This window comes from Vibrio sp. B1FIG11, assembly GCF_905175335.1.
In the GTDB taxonomy this organism is placed as follows: domain Bacteria; phylum Pseudomonadota; class Gammaproteobacteria; order Enterobacterales; family Vibrionaceae; genus Vibrio; species Vibrio campbellii.
In genome coordinates this window covers 199573-222718 of sequence record NZ_HG992752.1, presented here as the reverse complement: position 1 = coordinate 222718, position 23146 = coordinate 199573, and the positions used below count along the sequence as shown (strand labels likewise).

Below are 23146 nucleotides of genomic sequence, written 5' to 3'. Positions count from 1 at the left end.
GACGTATATGAAAACGCTACTGATAGGTCACCGAGGTGTGGCAGGTAAATACCCGGAAAACACAAAAGTCAGCGTTCAAGCTGCTATTGATATGGGACTGACTTGGGTTGAAGTTGACGTGCAGCCAACCAAAGACAACGTACTAGTAGTTTGCCACGATCATACCGTGAATCGTTGCAGTAATGGCAAAGGTCGTATTGATCAAATGACACTTGCTGAGCTCAAGGCGTTAGATTTTGGTCGTTGGTTTAGCAATGAATTTGCCAACGAATCCATCATGACTCTAACAGAGCTACTAGAACTCGCTGCGGCAAATGGCCTAAACCTGAATATCGAAGTGAAAGTCGATCATCATTCAGCGGAAGATGTTGCCAAGATGGTCACTCATACTCTACTAGAAGGCCCACTAGCTAAAGACCACATCCTTTTATCAAGCTTTAGTCACGAGGTTATCAGGGCACTACACAAGCACTGTGAAGGCTATAGGCTAGGTGTTTTGAGCGAGTTTTTTTTCTCGTAAAGACCGATTATTATTAGAGGAAGTTAATGCTTACAGCTGTAATCTCAATATTAACTGGGTGCGTTCTCGTCAAATCAAGAAGCTGCAACAAGCGGGTTATAAGGTGATGTGTTATACCGTGAACAACCCCAACAAGCTAAAACACCTACCTGCATTGGATGGTATCTTTAGTGATCACCCAAGCCGTTTTATGCCTTAAAAATAAACTCGGAAATGGAGCTCCACTACCACTCGATAGTAATCGGAGTTCCCATTTTGACGAGCCTGATAAATTCATCCATCTCTTCATTGGTAATGGCGATACAACCATTGGTCCAGTCAAAGCTCTGAATAAACTGTGGAGCTTGAGTCTCTCCATTTTTTAGGCCGTGAATTTTAATCGCACCACCAGGAGAAACTCCTCTTCGATGCGCCTCCAAACGATCAATTGCATCTGGGTAACTGATATGAACGGAGCGATAGAAAGCGGAGTCGTTAATCACGTAATCTAGCGTGTAATCCCCTTCCGGCGTTCTATTGTCACCCTCTTCTTGCTTGTGTCCTTTCGGATTAGCCCCTAACGCAATCCGATATTCTTTAACCACTTCGCCATTGTCCATCAGATACATTCTGCGTTTTGACTTATCAACTTTGACCAAGTCAACCGCAGCCTGAGCACCGGACACAAACGTACAACACAAGATTAAAGACAACCATTTTACTGACATCGCCAGAACGCCTAACTCACCCACTCATAGGGAAAACAAAAAAGAGAACCCATGCTAGTCAGATGGTGATTCTAAAGCAAACTGAATGTGTGCAAATTTCGCTACTCTTTGTAACGAACTTGGATTACTTTATAAGGATATTACTTTATAAATCCAGCACAAATAGAGAGGGTATTATGCTCAACATCGCTTTTTTCAGTGCAAAATCCTATGACGAAGCGTCTTTTAACAAAATCAAAAATCATCGTGATTTCGAATTCCATTTCCATGATTTTCGATTGACCTCTAAGACTGCCAAAATGGCACAAGGCTGCGAAGTGGTGTGCGCATTTGTAAATGACGATTTGTCAGCTCCAGTACTTAAACATCTTTCTCTCGGTGGCACTAAGTTGATCGCCATGCGTTGTGCAGGCTTTGATAAGGTAGATTTAAAAGCAGCAAAAGAGTTCGGGCTGCAAGTGGTGCGCGTCCCTGCTTATTCGCCAGAGGCGGTCGCAGAGCACACCGTCGGTATGATGATGTGTTTAAACAGACGCCTACATAAAGCATACCAACGTACTCGTGATGCTAACTTCAACTTGGAAGGCTTAGTGGGTTTTAACTTCCATGGCAAAACCGTAGGTGTCGTCGGTACGGGCAAAATTGGTATCGCAACCATGCGCATCTTTAAAGGTTTGGGCATGGAAATACTATGCTACGATCCATATGAAAACCCACTTGCGTTGGAAATGGGCGCACGCTACTGCTCTCTTGAAGAAATCTATGCGCAGGCCGATGTTATTTCTTTGCACTGCCCAATGAGCAAAGAAAACTATCACCTCCTCAACGAGAATTCCTTCTCGCAAATGAAAGATGGCGTAATGATCATCAATACCAGCCGTGGCGAGTTACTAGACTCCGTGGCGGCCATCGAAGCATTGAAACAAGGCAAGATTGGTGCACTTGGTTTGGACGTCTATGACAATGAGAAAGACTTATTCTTCCAAGACAAATCAAATGACGTAATTGTTGATGATGTATTCCGCCGCTTATCTGCATGCCACAACGTATTGTTCACTGGCCACCAAGCATTCTTGACTCATGAAGCTCTGAATAACATCGCGTCCGTGACTCTAAGCAACGTGGATGCTTTCTTTACCGGCAACCCGTCAGGTAATGAACTGATCAACTAAATCAATAGATCGAGCAGTATAGTAGAGCGTTGAATTTCAGCTATGCTATACTCCTCGACCATTAAAAATTTGAGTCCAATTACCATGAGCATAAAAACCGATATTCAAAAGCTGCACAACCGTTTAGATACTTGCCAACGCAAACTGGATGCGGCACGTTCTCGTGGTGATCATGAAATGATTACTAAGTTCACGAATGAAGTTGACGATCTAACCAAGAAACTAAATCAACTTAAGCACAAGCAAACATACGAACTGAACAAAGAGCGTAAGAGCCTGCTTGATATGCCATTCTCTCGTGAAATCACTAAAGCAGAGCAAGCAGATATCGGCAAGCTTAAAAAGCGCGTACGCGGCCTAGTTATCGTTCACCCATTGACTAAAGTGGGTAAAGAACTGCGCCTAGACGTAATGACAGGTTTTGCTCCAAAAGAGTTCTAATAACTCTATTAAGCAACGGATATTGAAAAGCCCAAGCAGCTAGCTTGGGCTTTTTTGTATTTTAAATTCAGTAAGTTGTGTTTTGGTTGAAATCTATTTAAACGGCGAGTGACAGTGCAACCTGTTCCGTTTTAAACCTCCCGTAGTGGTCAAACCTCACTTCACTTCCAGACGCTAAAACGACAAAAGCCCGTAGATTTCTCAACGGGCCTTCTATGTAGTGACTGAGTCCGGGGACGACTAATCCTAAGTCGTGACTGACTTGAGACTTGATGAAAATCTCGTCTAATTCACAAACGTCAGAAATGAAAAAAGCCTCGCTATTTCTAGCGAGGCTTCTTAATAGTGGCGGAGAGATAGGGATTTGAACCCTAGATACGCTATTAACGTATGCCGGTTTTCAAGACCGGTGCTTTCAACCACTCAGCCATCTCTCCACAAATTGTTACTAAAATTTAGTCTTACACTAATGATGCTAATTCTTAGTTTTGCCTTTAGATTTATCTAAAAGCGATATTAAAGCCTGGCGATGTCCTACTCTCACATGGGGAAGCCCCACACTACCATCGGCGCTAATTCGTTTCACTTCTGAGTTCGGAATGGAAGTCAGGTGGGTCCAAATCGCTATGGTCGCCAAGCAAATTCTTTAATTCAGAAAGCTGTTTCAGTTCTTACACATTCAATTCGTTCTTGCTTTGAGTCCATCAAAACCCCTTGGGTGTTGTATGGTTAAGCCTCACGGGCAATTAGTACAGGTTAGCTCAACGCCTCACAACGCTTACACACCCTGCCTATCAACGTTCTAGTCTCGAACAACCCTTTAGGATACTTAAAGTATCAGGGAAGACTCATCTCAGGGCTCGCTTCCCGCTTAGATGCTTTCAGCGGTTATCGATTCCGAACTTAGCTACCGGGCAATGCGTCTGGCGACACAACCCGAACACCAGAGGTTCGTCCACTCCGGTCCTCTCGTACTAGGAGCAGCCCCTTCAATCTTCCAACGCCCACGGCAGATAGGGACCGAACTGTCTCACGACGTTCTAAACCCAGCTCGCGTACCACTTTAAATGGCGAACAGCCATACCCTTGGGACCGACTTCAGCCCCAGGATGTGATGAGCCGACATCGAGGTGCCAAACACCGCCGTCGATATGAACTCTTGGGCGGTATCAGCCTGTTATCCCCGGAGTACCTTTTATCCGTTGAGCGATGGCCCTTCCATTCAGAACCACCGGATCACTATGACCTGCTTTCGCACCTGCTCGAATTGTCATTCTCGCAGTCAAGCGGGCTTATGCCATTGCACTAACCTCACGATGTCCAACCGTGATTAGCCCACCTTCGTGCTCCTCCGTTACGCTTTGGGAGGAGACCGCCCCAGTCAAACTACCCACCAGGCACTGTCCGCAACCCCGATAAGGGGTCAACGTTAGAACATCAACACTACAAGGGTGGTATTTCAAGGACGGCTCCACTAATACTGGCGTACTAGTTTCAAAGCCTCCCACCTATCCTACACATGTAGGGTCAATGTTCAGTGCCAAGCTGTAGTAAAGGTTCACGGGGTCTTTCCGTCTAGCCGCGGGTACACTGCATCTTCACAGCGATTTCAATTTCACTGAGTCTCGGGTGGAGACAGCGTGGCCATCATTACGCCATTCGTGCAGGTCGGAACTTACCCGACAAGGAATTTCGCTACCTTAGGACCGTTATAGTTACGGCCGCCGTTTACCGGGGCTTCGATCAAGAGCTTCGACCGAAGTCTAACCCCATCAATTAACCTTCCGGCACCGGGCAGGCGTCACACCGTATACGTCATCTTACGATTTTGCACAGTGCTGTGTTTTAATAAACAGTTGCAGCCACCTGGTATCTGCGACTCTCAATAGCTCCATCCGCAAGGGACTTCACCGTCGAGAGCGTACCTTCTCCCGAAGTTACGGTACCATTTTGCCTAGTTCCTTCACCCGAGTTCTCTCAAGCGCCTTGGTATTCTCTACCCGACCACCTGTGTCGGTTTGGGGTACGATTCCTTACAATCTGAAGCTTAGAGGCTTTTCCTGGAAGCATGGCATCAATGACTTCACTACCGTAGTAGCTCGACGTCGTGTCTCAGCCTTAAGAAGAGCCGGATTTACCTAACTCTTCAGCCTACGCACTTGAACCTGGACAACCGTCGCCAGGCCCACCTAGCCTTCTCCGTCCCCCATCGCAATTGTAAGAAGTACGGGAATATTAACCCGTTTCCCATCGACTACGCCTTTCGGCCTCGCCTTAGGGGTCGACTTACCCTGCCCCGATTAACGTTGGACAGGAACCCTTGGTCTTCCGGCGAGGAGGTTTTTCACCCCTTTATCGTTACTCATGTCAGCATTCGCACTTCTGATACGTCCAGCATGCGTTACCACACACCTTCAACCGCTTACAGAACGCTCCCCTACCCAATGCACTAAAGTGCATTGCCGCAGCTTCGGTTTACTACTTAGCCCCGTTACATCTTCCGCGCAGGCCGACTCGACCAGTGAGCTATTACGCTTTCTTTAAATGATGGCTGCTTCTAAGCCAACATCCTGGCTGTCTGAGCCTTCCCACATCGTTTCCCACTTAGTAGTAATTTGGGACCTTAGCTGGCGGTCTGGGTTGTTTCCCTCTCCACGACGGACGTTAGCACCCGCCGTGTGTCTCCCGGATAGTACTTACTGGTATTCGGAGTTTGCAAGGGTTGGTAAGTCAGGATGACCCCTAGCCTTAACAGTGCTCTACCCCCAGTAGTATTCGTCCGAGGCGCTACCTAAATAGCTTTCGGGGAGAACCAGCTATCTCCAGGTTTGATTGGCCTTTCACCCTAGCCACAAGTCATCCGCTAATTTTTCAACATTAGTCGGTTCGGTCCTCCAGTTGATGTTACTCAACCTTCAACCTGCCCATGGCTAGATCACCTGGTTTCGGGTCTATATCCAGAGACTGAACGCCCAGTTAAGACTCGGTTTCCCTACGGCTCCCCTAGATGGTTAACCTTGCCACTGAATATAAGTCGCTGACCCATTATACAAAAGGTACGCAGTCACACCACGAAGGTGCTCCTACTGCTTGTACGTACACGGTTTCAGGTTCTATTTCACTCCCCTCACAGGGGTTCTTTTCGCCTTTCCCTCACGGTACTGGTTCACTATCGGTCAGTCAGTAGTATTTAGCCTTGGAGGATGGTCCCCCCATATTCAGACAGGATATCACGTGTCCCGCCCTACTCGATTTTACTTTAAATGCGTTGCCGGTTACGGGGCTATCACCCTGTATCGCACAACTTTCCAGAAGTTTCACCTGACGCATAAAAAGCTTAAGGGCTAATCCAATTTCGCTCGCCGCTACTTTCGGAATCTCGGTTGATTTCTTTTCCTCGGGGTACTTAGATGTTTCAGTTCCCCGGTTCGCCTCGCTGCGCTATGTATTCACGCAGCGATACTAGCTTATGCTAGTGGGTTTCCCCATTCGGAAATCCCAGACTCAAATGGTTTTTACTACCTAATCTGGGCTTATCGCAAGTTAATACGTCCTTCATCGCCTCTGACTGCCAAGGCATCCACCGTGTACGCTTAGTCACTTAACCATACAACCCGAAGGAGTTTCGAATTGAAGTTAAACAACCAAAGTTGCTATCTCATTATTTGAATGAGCGAGATAGCTTTCGATTTTGCCGGACTCAAATATGTTTTGCTTTCGCAAAACCCAAGAACACTTGAATGTGTTGTTTGGAGTATTCAATTAAGAATACTTTGAGAACTTTACAAACAAACTTAAAAGTTTGTTTTGTCAGCTTTCCAAATTGTTAAAGAGCTAGATTTTCTAATGAAAACCATTTTTAAAAGCACTCATCGAATGCGCTTAAAGATGGTGGGCGATACCGGGCTCGAACCAGTGACCCCCTGCTTGTAAGGCAGGTGCTCTCCCAACTGAGCTAATCGCCCACATTAGTTTCTTTTGTCTTCACTTTTTAAAAGTGAAAATAAAAGGCGTCTTGTGGAAGACGTTTCTCGAATGGTGGAGCTATGCGGGATCGAACCGCAGACCTCCTGCGTGCAAGGCAGGCGCTCTCCCAGCTGAGCTATAGCCCCATCGAGAAATGGTGGGTCGTGCAGGATTCGAACCTGCGACCAATTGATTAAAAGTCAACTGCTCTACCAACTGAGCTAACGACCCAATGGTATCCCGTAGGGGAGTCGAACCCCTGTTACCGCCGTGAAAGGGCGGTGTCCTAGGCCTCTAGACGAACGGGACACTAAGTTGAACATCTTGGGAGATGTTCTATCTCTTTTACTTTATAAACCGTATCAATCTGTGTGGACACTCATCGTGACTCATTTGTCTTCACTTTTTAAAAGTGAAAGCAAACTATCCGTATCGTATAAGGAGGTGATCCAGCGCCAGGTTCCCCTAGCGCTACCTTGTTACGACTTCACCCCAGTCATGAACCACAAAGTGGTAAGCGTCCTCCCGAAGGTTAAACTACCTACTTCTTTTGCAGCCCACTCCCATGGTGTGACGGGCGGTGTGTACAGGCCCGGGAACGTATTCACCGTGGCATTCTGATCCACGATTACTAGCGATTCCGACTTCATGGAGTCGAGTTGCAGACTCCAATCCGGACTACGACGCACTTTTTGGGATTCGCTCACTCTCGCAAGTTGGCCGCCCTCTGTATGCGCCATTGTAGCACGTGTGTAGCCCTACTCGTAAGGGCCATGATGACTTGACGTCGTCCCCACCTTCCTCCGGTTTATCACCGGCAGTCTCCCTGGAGTTCCCGACATTACTCGCTGGCAAACAAGGATAAGGGTTGCGCTCGTTGCGGGACTTAACCCAACATTTCACAACACGAGCTGACGACAGCCATGCAGCACCTGTCTCAGAGTTCCCGAAGGCACCAATCCATCTCTGGAAAGTTCTCTGGATGTCAAGAGTAGGTAAGGTTCTTCGCGTTGCATCGAATTAAACCACATGCTCCACCGCTTGTGCGGGCCCCCGTCAATTCATTTGAGTTTTAATCTTGCGACCGTACTCCCCAGGCGGTCTACTTAACGCGTTAGCTCCGAAAGCCACGGCTCAAGGCCACAACCTCCAAGTAGACATCGTTTACGGCGTGGACTACCAGGGTATCTAATCCTGTTTGCTCCCCACGCTTTCGCATCTGAGTGTCAGTATCTGTCCAGGGGCCGCCTTCGCCACCGGTATTCCTTCAGATCTCTACGCATTTCACCGCTACACCTGAAATTCCTACCCCCTCTACAGTACTCTAGTCTGCCAGTTTCAAATGCAATTCCGAGGTTGAGCCCCGGGCTTTCACATCTGACTTAACAAACCACCTGCATGCGCTTTACGCCCAGTAATTCCGATTAACGCTCGCACCCTCCGTATTACCGCGGCTGCTGGCACGGAGTTAGCCGGTGCTTCTTCTGTCGCTAACGTCAAATAATGCAGCTATTAACTACACTACCTTCCTCACGACTGAAAGTGCTTTACAACCCGAAGGCCTTCTTCACACACGCGGCATGGCTGCATCAGGCTTGCGCCCATTGTGCAATATTCCCCACTGCTGCCTCCCGTAGGAGTCTGGACCGTGTCTCAGTTCCAGTGTGGCTGATCATCCTCTCAGACCAGCTAGGGATCGTCGCCTTGGTGAGCCCTTACCTCACCAACTAGCTAATCCCACCTAGGCATATCCTGACGCGAGAGGCCCGAAGGTCCCCCTCTTTGGCCCGTAGGCATTATGCGGTATTAGCCATCGTTTCCAATGGTTATCCCCACATCAGGGCAATTTCCTAGGCATTACTCACCCGTCCGCCGCTCGACGCCGTTATCGTTCCCCGAAGGTTCAGATAACTCGTTTCCGCTCGACTTGCATGTGTTAGGCCTGCCGCCAGCGTTCAATCTGAGCCATGATCAAACTCTTCAATTTAAGATTTTGTCGGCTCAATGAATACTGAACATTCCTTTCGCTAATAAATAGCAGAAGTAATGTTTGAATTGACTGTGCTGAATCTTTCGATTCAATGGTCACTTCGTTTCATTGAAACCTAATTTGATACCGAGGTATCTAATCGGATTATCATCAACGAGTGCCCACACAGATTGATAGGTCTATATTTTTAAAGAGCTTGCTTCGTAAGCTTTGCTATCGAAGCGGAGGCGTATTCTAAGGAATTAATTCTTAGTGTCAAACACTTTTTTAAATTAATTTTTAGAAGCTTTTCTTTCGCCTCATTGCCAACCGCTTTTACGTTTCCGCTTAGCCCTGACAACGGAGGCGCATTATAGGGACATGATTTTTCTTGGCAACCCTTTTTTAGAAAAAAAACTTAAAAAAAAAGCGTCGAGTGATGAAATCTCACTCAAACGCTTATTTTTAGCACTTAGTTGTTAACTTCAAGTAGCAAATAGGCAATCAATATGTGTCTATCCAAGACTCTTCAAAGCACGTGATATCCAGATCCAGTGAATGCGCCGCTTCTATTTGTTCAATTGCCTCTAATTCTTTATTTACACTGCTCATCGTCAATGTGTTGTTGTCTAACTCAAACACCTGACTTTGAGTCGTATAGTAGAACTTAAGTATCGTCAGCGCTTTTACATCGTGCTCAGCTGAAGCGGCTTTAATGCTTTTCAGTTTGCGAAAGATCTTGTTGTGAAGCTGCTTGAGTTTCCAGACATACAACACTTCTTCCATATAAGGGCGTGTTTTGAATTGGTTCAACAAAGACAGTGAAGTGGCCAAGGCGAGCACAACACCAATTAAGTTCCAATGAAAGTTCCCCGTCGATTGTTCAGGTACTACATCTGTATTACCGAACAAGACAATTAATAAAGTACTAAAAGCAAGAGAAGAGATAGCAAGCAAGGCAACAAAGCCACCAATCACTAGGTTGACCTTCTTTCTATAGACTTGTTTGTTTATTTTTTTGATTTCCATATACCGCTCCTAACAGGTTGCCTCTATTCTAACCAGCACACTCCGTACGACAATCGAAGCTTTGTAAGCAAGTTCACATTTGCTATTAAACTCGCATCCATTCCCTGCTTGGGTATATACTTCCGCGCATTCACTCTTCCTATATAGAGGCTAAATTCATGCGCTCTTTTGTTTTACGAGCTCGCGCGGCACCAACCACCAGCAAAGCACTGTTAGAAGGTGTTGGTAATGAAGCGCATACAGAGATTCTTGCTCATACCATGATGAACACTATGTTCGTTGCTCAATCGCACCGCGAAGATGTGGTTGTGCACTTGGTTTTAGAAAGCACAAAAGATTTCTCACGCACCATTACCATTCGCTCCAACGACATCACCAACATTGGCGGCTTCCATGAGTCAACCTTGATTGCAGCAGTGGCTCGCGCTTTAGACGCTTCGGTTGGTATGGGTAAAGAGCAGCTTCGTGAAGTCGAACCTGGTATCACCGTTCGTACCGTCAGCTTTGAACGCCTAGTGCAAGAACTGGCAGAAGATCACCAACTATATATGTTGGATAAAAAAGGCGAATTTGTTCGTGATGCAGAAATCGGTGGAAATCCATGTTTCTTGCTAACTGACCATATTCCGATGCCGAAGAAGTCTTACAACAGCTTGAAGCGCCTTGGCACAGAGAAGATCAGCTTAGGTCCTAAGATGCTTTTCGCTTCTCAGTGTGTGGTATTGATCCACAATGAGTTGGACATCCGCGAATTTTAATTCTCGCGAGTTAATCATTCGATAAAAGAAAGAGGACTCCATTGAGTCCTCTTTTTTGTTTCTATAGGAATGCTAGGGTTATTTACCACCAATGCTCAAACGAGCAAAGCGTACGTCTGGAGCAAAGAAGGTGCGACTATCGCTAATAAGCTGAGTATCACCCACAGCCTCAACTTCTTGCAGCATCTTGTAGAAGTTACCCGCAACCGTAATACCACGAACAGGTTGAACGCGCTCTCCATCACGGCACAAGAAGCCACTCGCACCAAACGAGAAATCACCACTTACTGAATCCGCGCCAGAGTGAACACCCTGCAGTTCAACTAACTCTAGGTACTCACCCGCTTTCACTTCTGACGCACTGCTGTTGCCTGTCGCAATCACTTTGTGATTCGCTGATACGTCTAAGCTCGATTTTGCACCGCGAGCGGCACTTGCTGTCGAGACTGCGCCCAAGTAACTCGCAGTCTGGCTGTTGTGTAGCAAGGTTTTCAATTCACCATTAGCAATCATGACATTGTCTTGAGTAGCAAAACCCTCGCTATCAAAGCCCGAAATTGCCATACCATTTGGCATGTAAGCCGCGTCGGTAAAGGTAATCAAATCACTCGCAACACGTTGGCCAAGCTTGTCACCCAATGGCGTAATGCCTTTCATCGCGCTTACGCCAGAGAAAGCACTGCCAAAAGCACCGAACAAGCTTGCTAACGCATTGATATGGAAGATTGCTGGGTAGTTCCCCGTAGCCACTGGTGCGCCTTCAAGAAGATCGCGTGCAAGGTTGTAACCACCTTCGATACAGTAAGCCGGGTTCAACTCATCAAAACGACGACCAAGTGACATTTGCCCTGCCATCGACTGTTTACCGTCTTTTTCAAACAAGGTGTACGCGTAACAAGTAAACGAGCGTTCGAAGTGTTGACACAATGTGCCTTGAGTATTGGCAATGATTAATTGCGTTTCGCCATCACTATAACCATTGTAAGGTGCGCTAGAAGCGTGAGGCAGAGCGACTACGCCTTGCTCAAGAGCGAGAGACATTTCAATCTTTTCATCAACCGAAGTTGTGTCTTCTTGAGCAATCTCAGCTACGTCAGTCGTAATTTGGCTGTTCACGCAACTAATGGTCTGGTGTTCGTCTTGCTTGGAAAAACGAGCGCTTTGCAGTGCATTAGTCAGCATCAAATCTAAGCTCGGTTGTTCTAATGATTCAGAGTAGCTCGTTGCGACACGCGCATCTTTCACAACACGAACACCCAGAACTTGGCTTGAGCTTACTTTGTACTCATCCAACTGCCCTTGGTTCGCTTTTAGAGAAAAGCTGCTGTTGCGGTTTACAATAACGTCCGCTTCTGCGCCTTGACGCTTTGCTTCTGATAGGACGTAATCAACCGCATTAAGAAGTTGTTTTTCTTGGCTCATTAGTTACCGCCTCCTACCAGAATGTTATCTACTTTCAGCGTTGGCTGACCGACTGTTGTTGGTACTGAACCACTCACGGAACCACACATGCCAGGCGCAAGCGCCATGTCTTTGCCGACCATACTAATTTCTTTCAGTACTTTTGGACCCGTGCTGATCAGCGTTGCTGTTTTCAGAGGCTTGGTGATTTTGCCATTTTCAATGAGGTAAGCTTCACGAACGGCAAAGTTGAACTCGCCCGTTCCCGGTTGAACCGAGCCGCCGCCCATCTTCTTCGCATAGATGCCGCGTTCAATACCTGCCAGCATGTCATCAAGTGAATGCTCGCCTTCTTCGATAAAGGTGTTACGCATACGCGAGGTTGGTGCGAACTTGTAGTTTTGACGACGACCAGAACCCGTAGGTTCGTAACCTGTCTTCATGCCACCCATTTTATCGACCATAAAGCTGGTTAGCTTACCGTCTTTGATCAATTGAGTGCGCTGAGTCTTCATGCCTTCGTCATCAACGTGAATCGAGCCCCATTCGTTGGTCATGGTGCCATCATCGACAGCATTCACTGCGGTGTGAGCAATCATCTCACCCATCTTGTCGTGGAATACGGACGCTTTCTTCGCAACCGAAGTGGTTTCTAGTAAGTGACCACAAGCTTCGTGGAAGATTACGCCGCCAAAACCATTACCAATCACTACTGGCATTTCACCCGAAGGGCACGCATCCGCACCAAGTTTTACTAACGCTTGCTGCGCGATAGTTTGACCTAGCTCTTTGGCATCAAGCTGTTCACTGAACTCCCAACCAGCAAGAGCGCCAGGACCTTCCATACCAGAAGACTGCTCATTACCTTTTTGAGCGACGGTATTACCAGCAACTCGGATGTAATGACGAGTATCGTCAACGTGTAGACCTTCTGAGTTGAAGATAGACACTTGTTGTTCGCGCTGAAGCACGCTGCCGATGAACTGGCTGATATGTTCACTCTCTGCGCGTGCGGCTTGGTCAACTTGCAATAAGAAAGCAATTTTAGAATCTAGGTTAGCGTCTTTGCCAAGTGGCATACGACAACCATGTTGAATTGGGTAGCGGTTCAGATTGAGAGAACCTGCTGACACGATTTGCTCACGCTTGTCTTTTGCTGCAAGCAGTGAGGTTACGCGTTTAAGCTCGGCTTCATCGGTGCTGTTGGTGTAACCGTAAAGCACTTTATGACCGAAGAAGAGACGAATACCGATACCAAAATCGATACCCGAGTTCACCTTGTCCACCTCACCAGATGCGATCTGGACAGTGTTGGTTTGATGGTGTTCAACGAATAGCTCAGCGAAATCAGCCCCTAAAAAGAGGGCATGATCGATCACCGCTTTCGCTGTTACAGAATTAAGCATGAAATCTCCTTGCTCGTTGATCGTCCTAGCCTTCCCCACCTTTGAGTTAGACTCTGTTTATAACAGTCATAACCTAAATTGGATGACTCAAAAGGATATTGGCAACGCGTTAAATATTAACACTTTTTTAACCTTGTTTTATGCTAATCCTTGCTAAATCAAAGAACGAATCGTTACGTATTATGTCGACATCTCACTATTAGATAGTGTCTTGAACTGCCAGTTTCAATGCAGCACGTTATTTACACTAAATTCTGCCACCACATTGCTGTTGGATTCACAAAATAATTAGGGTTCCAGCTAGGCAACAAGCGAAAGAGTCCCATGAGCATAGTTAGCCTATGTGATTGGGCGAGTGAGCGCAGTTAACAACGCTGGGGCTCTAATTACGAAGAGAATCCAGTTCTCATATTTAAATGATGACTCTCTCTAGCCATAAAAAAAACACGTGCACCGTAACTGAGTGAACTGCTATTATCTTGACGAAATAGTCGGGGGGCCCATGCAGTGAATGCATCGGCTGAGATCGAAATTCGAGACCCGTTGAACCTGATTCAGTTAGCACTGACGTAGGGAACTATCATCACTTTGCCACTAGCCTGCTTCAAGTCTGTATCGACGCAGCTAGCCTCAACGGATCCATACACCGATCGTCAATGGCCAAGTCAGTTCCTTTACGTCTGTAATAGGAGCGACCATGGCGCAGCAGTCAAGCCAAGAAAAACCATCAACACAGCCACAAGCAGCAACTTCAACGGACACACCGATTGTGTTAACGATTGCAGGTTCTGATAGCGGTGGCGGCGCAGGCATTCAAGCCGACATAAAAGCGATGTCCGCAACCGGCAGTTTTGCTTGCTCGGTAATCACGGCGATTACTTCGCAAAATACCCAAGGCGTTTCTGCGATTTTCCCAATCCCTCTCGACCATGTAGAGAGCCAACTTGATGCGGTATTTACCGACCTCAACATCGTTGCAGTCAAAGTGGGCATGTTGGCCGATTCCAACATCATTAAGGTCGTTGCCAACAAAATTAAAAAATACCAGCCAAAACACCTCGTGATTGACCCTGTAATGGTGGCCACCAGCGGTGATCTTTTACTGGAACAGTCGGCAATCAGCACTTTAAAAGAAGAATTGATTCCGCTCGCAGACATCATTACCCCTAACCTACCCGAAGGCGCAGCATTAACGGGTAAGCCAGTGCCTCTGTCAGAATCTGAAATGAACGATATGATTGCTGACTTGCGCGCATTAGGGGCAAAAGCGGTGCTGTTAAAAGGCGGTCACCTGGAAAAAGACGAAAACAGTAACGATCTGCTGATCATGCAAGACAATGCCGAGTTAATTAGCGCTAAACGCTTTCCAACCAAAAACACCCATGGCACAGGCTGCACGCTGTCTTCTGCTATCGCGTCTTACCTTGGTCAAGGCAACAATCTGCACAAAGCGGTGCACCTAGGTAAGCAGTACATCAGCCAAGCTATCGCACACGCTGACGAATTGGATGTCGGTAAAGGTCATGGTCCTGTGAACCATTTTTTTGCAGGTCCTAATTTTGGGAAAAGTAAAGATGTGCGCTAATGCACTCGGCATTCAGCTTACCGAAGCAAGTCTGCAATACAAAGACAGCCAAACACCAACATTAGCTGGGTTGGGTATGGCCATCCCTGCCAATCAATGGACGGTGTTACTTGGTCGCAGTGGTTGCGGAAAAACGACGATCCTTCGTTATCTAGCGGGTTTGTTAGACGACAAAGTTGAATGGCATGGCGAGTTAACGACCACGGATGGCATCACCTTACACAAGCGTATTGCCTACATGGCGCAGCAAGACTTGTTGCTGCCGTGGTTAAATGTGTTAGACAACATCTGCCTAAGTTCTCGATTTTCTCAAGACCAAGCACCAGAACAAAATAAACAACGTGCACTGACTTTACTCAGCCAAGTGGGACTCGCCGATTACGCGGATGCTAAGCCAGCTCAGCTCTCTGGCGGCATGAGACAACGTGTTGCTCTTGCTCGCACTCTGATGCAAGACAAGCCTCTGGTTCTGATGGATGAGCCTTTCTCTGCGTTGGACGCGGTTACTCGCCATAAGTTGCAAACCTTGTCTGCCGAATTATTGAAAGATAAGACGGTTGTTCTTATTACCCACGACCCACAAGAAGCGGTGCGATTAGCTCATCAACTCTATGTATTGCAAGGCACGCCTGCACAAGCTCAGCACTTGGTTGTTCCGGGTTCCAAGCCGCCACGAGTTCTCGATGGAGAGTGCGCAGCGCTACAACAAGCGATTTTGGATCAATTGGAAAAAGACTATGAGTGATATGACTCAGTACAACTCCGTTTCGGCACGTATTAATAAAAAAGAACGCGTGACTCATCCGGCTCTGCGCTTGGTCATCAGCACTGCGGTGATCTTGGGATTGTGGCAGTTGGTCGTGGTGGTATTCGACATGCCAAGTTTCATCTTACCTTCACCGATTGAAGTGCTGGATAGATTGGTCACTCGTTACGATGTCTTGCTCAAACATACTTGGGTTACCGCGCAAGAGATTTTACTTGGCTTAGGGCTTGGATTGTCGATGGGTTTGCTGTTCGCATTGCAAATGCTGATGTTTAAGCCGCTGAAGCGTTGGTTACTGCCTATTCTAATTGCTAGCCAAGCGATCCCTGTGTTCGCCATCGCGCCAGTACTCATGCTTTGGCTCGGTTACGGCATAGCTTCAAAAGTTGTTATGGCGGCGATCATCATCTTTTTCCCCGTCACGACATGTTGCTATGACGGCTTGCGCAATACACCAACAGGTTACCTCGATCTTGCCAAGACCATGGGCGCGTCTAAATGGCAGCTACTTCGTCATATTCAATTGCCAGCCGCCCTACCAACTCTAGCCTCAGGTATTCGTGTTGCCGTCGTCATTGCGCCAATTGGAGCAGTGGTCGGTGAGTGGGTAGGTTCAAGTGAAGGCTTGGGTTATCTGATGCTCCAAGCTAACGCTCGCATGATCATTGATGAGATGTTTGCGGCGCTGTTTATCCTCGCCGTGCTGTCTATCTCACTCTACTTCATCACCGATAAATTATTGAAAAAAGCCATCCCTTGGGAAAGCAAGTAATTGCAGAAAATAACCAAAGGAAATTGGGAAAGAAAAGGAAGAACCCCGTGAATAAAAACAAACTTATGAGCGCCGCTGCTCTACTCGCTTCAGTGGTATCAACCAACGTGCTTGCTGCTGAAAAAGAAATGACACTGATGTTGGATTGGTTCGTCAATCCAAACCATGGTCCTATCGTGATTGCCAAAGAGCGTGGTTACTTCAAAGAACAAGGTTTGAAGGTCAACGTTCAAGAGCCGGCAGATCCAAGCACACCACCTAAGTTGGTCGCGGCGGGTAAAGTCGACATGGCGATTTCTTACCAACCAAGCCTAACCATCGATGTCGCGGCGGGTTTGCCATTAATCCGCTCTGCGACTTTGATTGCTACGCCGCTCAATACGCTGATGGTGTTGGACAACGGTAAAAATGAAAACCTTGGCGACTTGAAAGGCAAGAAGATTGGTATTGCGATCGCAGGCAACGAGGAAGCGACAATCGGCACCATGCTAGCTCAAGAGAACGTGAAGTTTTCTGACGTACAAATCATCAACGTAGGTTGGGCGCTGTCTTCGTCTCTTGCGTCTGGCAAGGTGGATGCGATTTGGGGTGGTCTACGTAACTTCGAAACCAACCAACTGGCACTAGAAGGTTATAAAGCTAAAGCCTTCTTCCCTGAAGAACACGGCGTGCCAGCGTATGACGAGTTAGTCTTCGTAGCCAATGCAAAAAGCTACGACAAAGAAGCCATCAAGGCATTCAACAAAGCGCTAGAGCAAGCGACCACTTACATCGTTAACCATCCAAAAGAGTCGTGGAAAGAGTTTGTGGCTTATTCACCAGACACACTCAACAACGAGCTTAACCAACGCGCTTGGAACGACACGCTAACTCGTTTCGCGCTTCGTCCATCCGCAGTAGATCTGAAACGCTACGATGATTATGCCGAATTCATGTATTCACAAAAAATCATCGAAACACTGCCAAAAGCGAAAGATTACGTACCGAGCTTTGACTAATTCTACTGACCTTAGGATCTAAGCCTAGGGTCTTTTGATAACGAGATACTCATAATGAAATACCAAGATTTGATCGACGCTTGCCGCCAAGATTGGCAAGAATACACTGAGCATGCTTTCGTGCAGCAATTGGCGCAAGGCACTCTGGCTCAGCCTTGTTTTCTGCATTACCTAAAACAGGATTTTCTTTTCCTAAAACAGTACGCACGAGCTTACGCATTAGCGATCTACAAAGCGCGTACTTTGGATGACATGCGCCGAGCGCTCCCAAGCGTACATGCATTGCTCGATTCTGAAATCGCCCACCACGTGACTTACTGTGAGCAATGGGGACTGACAGAATCCGACCTAGAAAACGAGCCAGAAGATTTCGGCACTGTGGCTTACACCCGCTACGTATTGGATGCTGGCATGACGGGCGATCTTGTTGATCTTTACGCAGCACTTGCTCCTTGCTCTATCGGTTATGCCGTTATCGGTAAGATGCTGATTGAAGATGAAAAGACAGTACTCGAAGGCAATCCATACGCAAGTTGGATCAACCTCTACGGTGGTGAAGAGTTCCAATCTGGTGTCGCAAAAGGGGCAGAACACTTTAACCAGTTATTGGCGGAAATCGATATCAACAGCCAACGCGGTCAAAACCTGATTCAGGTATTCAAAACCGCAACGCGTATGGAAGTGGCATTCTGGCAACAAGGTCTGAACGCTCAGCAAGATTAATCGGAGAGTCTCATGTTAATTGAACAAATCACCCAAGCATTAACCGCAGTGCGCCAGCAAAAGCCGTTAGTCGTCAACATCACTAACTACGTGGTGATGAACAATACGGCAAACGCGCTATTGGCTATCGGCGCTTCTCCAATCATGGCGCACTCCAAACAAGAGATGGCAGAGATGATGTCGTTCGCTGGCGCCCTGGTTATCAACATCGGTACCTTAGACAGCGTTTGGACACCGCGTATGAGCCATGCCGTAGAGCAAGCCAATGCCAATGATAAAATCGTTGTACTCGACCCTGTTGGTTGCGGAGCAAGCTCACTCCGAACCGAGACATCACGTGAAATCGCAAGCCTTGCAAACAAGCTGATCATCCGTGGTAACGCCTCAGAAATCATTGCACTCGCTGGTGAGCAAGCACAAAGCAAAGGCGTCGATGCGTTAGACAGCAGCGACGCAGCACTTGGCGCAGCCAACTTCTTAGTCGCAGAATATGGTGCAAGTGTGGTGATTTCTGGCGAGACTGATTACATCGTCACGAAAGAGCAAACTGTGCAGCTAAACAACGGTCACGAGATGATGCCATACGTTACCGGAATGGGCTGTACACTATCGGCTCTGACAGGCGCTTTTGCGGCTGTTGGTGATGATACCGGCCTTGCTGCAGCGGCGGTACTGGGCGTTGTTGGCGAGATTGCAGCGGAACAAGCTCGCGGCCCAGGTAGCCTGCAAATGAACCTGTTGGATGAGCTTTACCAGTTGGATGAAGAAACGCTGGCCAAACGCCTAAAACTGCAAGTGAGCTAAGCTTTTCTCTAACAATACCGGCCTCTCATTCCATCTAGATGAGAGGCCCAAAGGAAACAAAATGAACGCCTATCGTTTATATTTGGTCACCGATGACCAACAAGATTTAGCCACACTAAAGCGTGTTGTGAGAAAAGCCGTGGAAGGTGGCGTGACCATGGTACAAGTCCGCGAAAAACACGGTGATGTGCGTGCGTTTATCGAACGAGCTCAAGCAGTGAAAGACATCCTTAAAGATACCGATGTGCCTTTGATCGTCAATGACCGCGTAGATGTCGCACTGGCTGTCGATGCTGATGGGGTCCACCTTGGGCAATCAGACATGCCAACAATCATTGCTCGTGAGTTGATTGGACCAAACAAAATTCTCGGTTTATCTATCGAAAATGAAGAGCAGCTTGCAGAAGCCGACTCTCTGCCGATTGATTACATCGGTTTGAGCGCGATATTCGCGACGCCAACCAAAACCAACACAAAAAAACACTGGGGTATTGATGGTTTGAAGATGGCGTTAGAGACGACTTCACTGCCGATTGTTGCTATTGGCGGCATCAACGAAAGTAACATTCCTCAACTGAGCGCAACTGGTGTTCATGGCTTGGCTTTGGTTTCTGCAATTTGCCACGCGGAAGATCCCAAAGCAGCATCGGAGTATCTATTGGGTTTGATGAGCTAACCTTGCTCACTCCTGAACAAAGCGCTTATGGATGAGCGCGTTTGCCTTTCAGTACTTTCAACAGCCCCTCCTTTCACAACGGAGACCTGCAATGTCACTTTCAAGACCGAATTGACAGAGCGTTGATAAGTTTTTCACATCGATTGTCGTAAGATAGCCGCCTATTTTCGACTGCTGTATGACTTTTCATGAAAACTAAAAAATACGGTTTGATGATGCTCGCCTTGTTCATTCTTGGCATCATCCCACTTTCGCTGTTTGCCTCGTATCACGATCTTACTTCTCACGTTTCTGACGGCACAGGCATTCTCTTTACTCTGCTAACCGATTCTGCGGGCAGTAAAGGCTTTTTGATCACTCTAACGCTGTTGGTGTTATCACTTTACCGCTTCAAGCCAAGCCAGTCTGACTGGATGCAAAAACTCTCCATGCTGGGATTGTTACTGGTGATTGGTTTTGCCAGCAAAACAGGCTTAAAGCTGATGACAGAAAGCCCGCGTCCCTACACCGAATTGCTTGCCGCAGAGCAATTGATTGAGTATCCAGAAGCGTTTTATCAACTAGAAACCGCTCAGCAAGCGAATGTTATTGGGCAAATTTCTGAGAAAGTCAGCGAATGGCGTACTCGCCACTGGCAAGGTGAAAAAGACTATTCCTTCCCATCTGGTCATACGATTTTCGTTTCTATCTGTTTAGCCTTCTTTGGTGGGTTATTTTTGCAGAACAAGTGCTATTTCTCTGCCGCTACCTTATGGGTGTGGGCAATGGGCGTGGCGTACAGTCGCTTGTGGCTCGGCATGCACCGGATTGAGGACTTGATTGGTTCAGTGGTGTTTGTCGCTGTGGTATTTACCTTACTGCCTAGATTTCAAATAACTAAAAGAGCGCCTTTCGTTGCCTTAGCAACCAAGTAAACGCCTTAAAAAATAGAGAAAAAAAGAAGCCAGCAACTTGCTGGCTTCTTTAGTTTTGTATCTTAGGTTCTGACTGTGCTTAACCGTTCTTAGGCGGTGTAAATGCCGTTAGCTCTAACACTGGGCCTTCGTACTTCTCGATACGAACCAATGCAGAGTTCGCCGCACAACCGTTCGCAAGGCGAGAGGTTGGAATATCGAGCGTTAGAACGTTACAACCACCGTTTTTACAGATGCCTGTTTTCGGATCTAGATCTGGCCAGCCACCTTCGTGGATACATACTGAGCCTTGTTTGATGCCATCAGTCACCAATGCACCAACCAGAACTTGACCACGGCCGTTGAAGGCACGAACAAGATCGCCAGTCTTAATACCACGCGCTTTCGCGTCTTCTGGGTGGATAGAAATCGGCTCACGGTCAGCAATCGCGTACTCTTCACGAATCTTCGCGTAGTTAAACTGGCTGTGCAGACGATGCGCCGCGTGCGCTGTCATTAGCTGAAGCTCGCCATCTGTTGCATTACCTGTGTACTCTGTTGGCTCCATCCATGTTGGGTGTGGAGGACAGTCTTCTAGCTGGTAGCCTTCAATCGTCTTAGAGAAGATCTCGAACTTACCACTTGGCGTACCTAGTGGGCTCATGATTGGGTTTTCACGGAATTCAGCGTAACGAACGAACTGCGCGTTCTTCTCGTTCCACTTCATTTCGATCAACTGGTTATCTTCCCAGAACTTGCTGAAGTTTGGCATTGCGATGCGTTGGCCACGACCGCCTTGCTGAGCCGCTTTGTAGAAGCCGTACAACCATTCCATTTCAGTCTTGCCTTCGGTGTAAACGTCACGTCCACCCGGAGCAAGTAGTTCTGCCATGTCCGCGAATACATCGAAGTCGTTACGAGCTTCACCTTGAGGCTCAACCACTTGCTTCATCGGCACTAGGTGTTGGTTACTGTAGTCACCTGTCATGGTCATATCGTTACGCTCGAACGATGTGGTGATAGGTAGAACAATATCCGCGTGCTTCGCTGCCGCTGTCCAGTATGGTTCAGAGATAACGATAAGCTCTGGCTTTTGCCACGCTTTGATCAGACGGTTAGTGTCTTGGTGGTGAGTAAAGTTCGCACCGCCTGCCCACCAAATCATTTTGATCTCAGGGAACGTTAACTCATGACCATTGTGGTGGTAGCTCATGCCTGGGTTTTCTAGTGCTTCAACAATACGTGCCACTGGGAACGCGTTAACCGAACCAGAAACCGCCCAATCGTTACCTGCAGAAGAACCGCCGCCTAGAGACGCAGAAATAGCAGGAAGTACACCCGCATCACGTGAAGGGTTACCGCCGTTTGAGTAGTGGTAAGAGAAACCAAAACCACCACCCGGTAGACCAACTTGGCCCAGCATGGTAGCGAGCGTTACCAGCATCCAGTGACGTTGCTCACCGTATTGCTGACGCTGCATACCCCAGCCCGCCATAAGCATTGTGCGGTTTTTGCTGAAGATGTCTGCAAGCAGCTCAAGTTGCTTAACTGGCACGCCACAAATCTTAGATGCCCATTCTGCAGATTTCTCAACGCCGTCTTCTTTACCCATTAGGTAAGCTTCGAATACGTCGTAACCTGTGGTGTATTTCGCTAGGAATTCTTTATCGTGCTTACCTTGTTTCACAAGCGTATGCGCGATACCCATCATCATCGCCACGTCCGTCATTGGGTGCGGAGCAATCCACTGTGCGTTGTCACCGAAGAACTCGATGGTTTCTGAACGCATTGGGTCGATAGCGATAACCGTCTTACCTGACTTCTTAAGCTGATGGAAGAACTCAAGGCCTGCACAGTCTGTTGAGCTCCAAGCGATTTTTAGTGTGTTGATTGGATTAAGACCCCAAAGCACCACAACGTCACTGTGCTCAAGAACCACTGGGTAAGTCGTTTGCTGTTCGTAAACTTCGATAGAACCTACCACGTGAGGCATGATCACCTGCGCAGCACCCGTAGAGTAGTCACCAAGGTGACCTGAGTAACCGCCCGCCATGCTCATGTAACGTTGTAGAAGCGTTTGTGCTTTGTGCAACACACCACTTGAACGCCAACCGTAAGAACCAGCAAACACAGATTCAGCACCGTGCTCTTTACGAATGCGCATGTGTTGTTCGTGAATCAGTTTGTAAACTTCATCCCAAGACACGCGAACGAATTCATCGCTACCACGCACGCCTTCTGGCGCAGATGGGTTTGCCAAGTAGCCTTTACGTACCATTGGGTACTTAACACGAGCTTTAGTATGAACTTGGTCAGGGCCCGTAGTTTGAAGACTGTTTGGTACCGTTTGTGGCAATGCGTTTGTGGTTGAAACCAGCTTACCGTCTTTTACTTCACATAGCATTGGGCCCATGCGACCCGCTGTAAGCACACCTGAACCACGCTTATCAGACGCTAGCGCGCTCATTGGCGTCAATGAAGTGAAAGCCAGAGCACCAGCAGTTAGACCAGTGCCTTTTAGAAATCCGCGACGAGTTAAATTAGTCATAATCTTATCCTT

At 47.5% G+C, this 23146-nt stretch carries 16 protein-coding genes, 5 tRNA genes, 3 rRNA genes, 1 pseudogene and 1 riboswitch; of the genes and pseudogenes, 12 read left to right on the top strand and 13 right to left on the bottom strand.

The window, feature by feature from the left end; genetic code table 11:
* The first annotated feature begins 7 nt into the window (after positions 1 to 7).
* Positions 8 to 719 (top strand): annotated as a pseudogene (locus tag KHO06_RS17875) (glycerophosphodiester phosphodiesterase family protein).
* A 25-nt stretch (positions 720 to 744) separates the two neighbouring features.
* Here the strand turns inward: KHO06_RS17875 and KHO06_RS17870 are convergent.
* Positions 745 to 1227, bottom strand: a complete 483-nt coding sequence (locus KHO06_RS17870) for a L,D-transpeptidase family protein (protein ID WP_005432644.1) — start codon at positions 1225 to 1227, stop codon at positions 745 to 747.
* Between the two features lie 176 nt (positions 1228 to 1403).
* Here KHO06_RS17870 and KHO06_RS17865 point away from each other — a divergent pair, with 176 nt between their 5' ends.
* Positions 1404 to 2399, top strand: a complete 996-nt coding sequence (locus tag KHO06_RS17865) for a 2-hydroxyacid dehydrogenase (RefSeq protein ID WP_212583041.1) — start codon at positions 1404 to 1406, stop codon at positions 2397 to 2399.
* An 84-nt stretch (positions 2400 to 2483) separates the two neighbouring features.
* On the top strand, positions 2484 to 2840 hold the full coding sequence (locus KHO06_RS17860) for a YibL family ribosome-associated protein (protein ID WP_005530256.1): 357 nt from the start codon (positions 2484 to 2486) through the stop codon (positions 2838 to 2840).
* 346 nt (positions 2841 to 3186) lie between these two features.
* On the opposite strand, the gene KHO06_RS17855 is transcribed toward KHO06_RS17860, so the two are convergent.
* From KHO06_RS17855 to KHO06_RS17815, 9 genes are all read right to left on the bottom strand, one after another.
* Positions 3187 to 3277: transfer RNA gene (locus tag KHO06_RS17855), tRNA-Ser, on the bottom strand.
* Between the two features lie 84 nt (positions 3278 to 3361).
* Positions 3362 to 3478 (bottom strand): 5S ribosomal RNA (gene rrf / locus KHO06_RS17850).
* An 87-nt stretch (positions 3479 to 3565) separates the two neighbouring features.
* Positions 3566 to 6447 (bottom strand): 23S ribosomal RNA (locus tag KHO06_RS17845).
* A gap of 282 nt (positions 6448 to 6729) precedes the next feature.
* A tRNA-Val gene (locus KHO06_RS17840) sits at positions 6730 to 6805 on the bottom strand.
* Positions 6806 to 6876: 71 nt separating this feature from the next.
* Positions 6877 to 6952 (bottom strand) — tRNA-Ala (locus KHO06_RS17835).
* A gap of 9 nt (positions 6953 to 6961) precedes the next feature.
* Positions 6962 to 7037: transfer RNA gene (locus tag KHO06_RS17830), tRNA-Lys, on the bottom strand.
* A gap of 2 nt (positions 7038 to 7039) precedes the next feature.
* Positions 7040 to 7115, bottom strand: a tRNA-Glu gene (locus KHO06_RS17825).
* A 128-nt stretch (positions 7116 to 7243) separates the two neighbouring features.
* Positions 7244 to 8793 (bottom strand): 16S ribosomal RNA (locus KHO06_RS17820).
* Together the 16S, 23S and 5S rRNA genes with 5 tRNA genes alongside form the textbook arrangement of a ribosomal RNA operon.
* A 486-nt stretch (positions 8794 to 9279) precedes the next feature.
* On the bottom strand, positions 9280 to 9804 hold the full coding sequence (locus KHO06_RS17815; RefSeq protein ID WP_203507427.1) for a DUF3087 domain-containing protein: 525 nt from the start codon (positions 9802 to 9804) through the stop codon (positions 9280 to 9282).
* A gap of 158 nt (positions 9805 to 9962) precedes the next feature.
* Here KHO06_RS17815 and trmY point away from each other — a divergent pair, with 158 nt between their 5' ends.
* On the top strand, positions 9963 to 10562 hold the full coding sequence (gene trmY, locus KHO06_RS17810; RefSeq protein ID WP_038890998.1) for a tRNA (pseudouridine(54)-N(1))-methyltransferase TrmY: 600 nt from the start codon (positions 9963 to 9965) through the stop codon (positions 10560 to 10562).
* A 78-nt stretch (positions 10563 to 10640) separates the two neighbouring features.
* On the opposite strand, the gene KHO06_RS17805 is transcribed toward trmY, so the two are convergent.
* Positions 10641 to 11984: a TldD/PmbA family protein gene (locus KHO06_RS17805; protein ID WP_212583040.1), complete on the bottom strand. Its 1344-nt coding sequence runs from the start codon at positions 11982 to 11984 to the stop codon at positions 10641 to 10643.
* On the bottom strand, positions 11984 to 13369 hold the full coding sequence (locus tag KHO06_RS17800) for a TldD/PmbA family protein (protein WP_045416658.1): 1386 nt from the start codon (positions 13367 to 13369) through the stop codon (positions 11984 to 11986). The genes KHO06_RS17805 and KHO06_RS17800 overlap by 1 nt, the downstream gene beginning before the upstream one ends.
* Positions 13370 to 13851: 482 nt before the next feature.
* Positions 13852 to 13962, top strand: a riboswitch (TPP riboswitch).
* A gap of 104 nt (positions 13963 to 14066) precedes the next feature.
* Here KHO06_RS17800 and thiD point away from each other — a divergent pair.
* The 8 genes from thiD (at position 14067) to KHO06_RS17760 (ending at position 20607) form a co-directional block, all read left to right on the top strand.
* Entirely contained in the window at positions 14067 to 14954 is an 888-nt protein-coding gene (gene thiD / locus KHO06_RS17795) for a bifunctional hydroxymethylpyrimidine kinase/phosphomethylpyrimidine kinase (protein ID WP_212583039.1), read from the top strand.
* Entirely contained in the window at positions 14944 to 15699 is a 756-nt protein-coding gene (locus tag KHO06_RS17790; RefSeq protein ID WP_212583038.1) for an ABC transporter ATP-binding protein, read from the top strand. The genes thiD and KHO06_RS17790 overlap by 11 nt, the downstream gene beginning before the upstream one ends.
* Complete coding sequence (locus KHO06_RS17785; protein WP_212583037.1) at positions 15692 to 16492, top strand: ABC transporter permease; 801 nt, start codon at positions 15692 to 15694, stop codon at positions 16490 to 16492. Before KHO06_RS17790 ends, KHO06_RS17785 begins: the two co-directional genes overlap by 8 nt.
* A 47-nt stretch (positions 16493 to 16539) precedes the next feature.
* The gene (locus KHO06_RS17780; RefSeq protein WP_212583036.1) at positions 16540 to 17490 is read left to right on the top strand and encodes an ABC transporter substrate-binding protein; all 951 of its coding nucleotides are present in this window, start codon (positions 16540 to 16542) and stop codon (positions 17488 to 17490) included.
* Between the two features lie 54 nt (positions 17491 to 17544).
* The gene (tenA, locus tag KHO06_RS17775) at positions 17545 to 18213 is read left to right on the top strand and encodes a thiaminase II (RefSeq protein ID WP_045383249.1); all 669 of its coding nucleotides are present in this window, start codon (positions 17545 to 17547) and stop codon (positions 18211 to 18213) included.
* A 12-nt stretch (positions 18214 to 18225) separates the two neighbouring features.
* The gene (gene thiM, locus KHO06_RS17770) at positions 18226 to 19017 is read left to right on the top strand and encodes a hydroxyethylthiazole kinase (RefSeq protein WP_212583035.1); all 792 of its coding nucleotides are present in this window, start codon (positions 18226 to 18228) and stop codon (positions 19015 to 19017) included.
* 61 nt (positions 19018 to 19078) lie between these two features.
* Positions 19079 to 19693 carry a thiamine phosphate synthase gene (gene thiE, locus KHO06_RS17765; RefSeq protein WP_212583034.1) on the top strand — a complete coding sequence of 205 codons (615 nt, stop codon included), beginning with the start codon at positions 19079 to 19081 and terminating at the stop codon, positions 19691 to 19693.
* A 188-nt stretch (positions 19694 to 19881) separates the two neighbouring features.
* Positions 19882 to 20607 carry a phosphatase PAP2 family protein gene (locus KHO06_RS17760; protein WP_212583033.1) on the top strand — a complete coding sequence of 242 codons (726 nt, stop codon included), beginning with the start codon at positions 19882 to 19884 and terminating at the stop codon, positions 20605 to 20607.
* Between the two features lie 79 nt (positions 20608 to 20686).
* Here the strand turns inward: KHO06_RS17760 and KHO06_RS17755 are convergent, their stop codons facing one another.
* The gene (locus KHO06_RS17755; protein WP_005435330.1) at positions 20687 to 23134 is read right to left on the bottom strand and encodes a molybdopterin guanine dinucleotide-containing S/N-oxide reductase; all 2448 of its coding nucleotides are present in this window, start codon (positions 23132 to 23134) and stop codon (positions 20687 to 20689) included.
* Between the last annotated feature and the right edge of the window lie 12 nt (positions 23135 to 23146).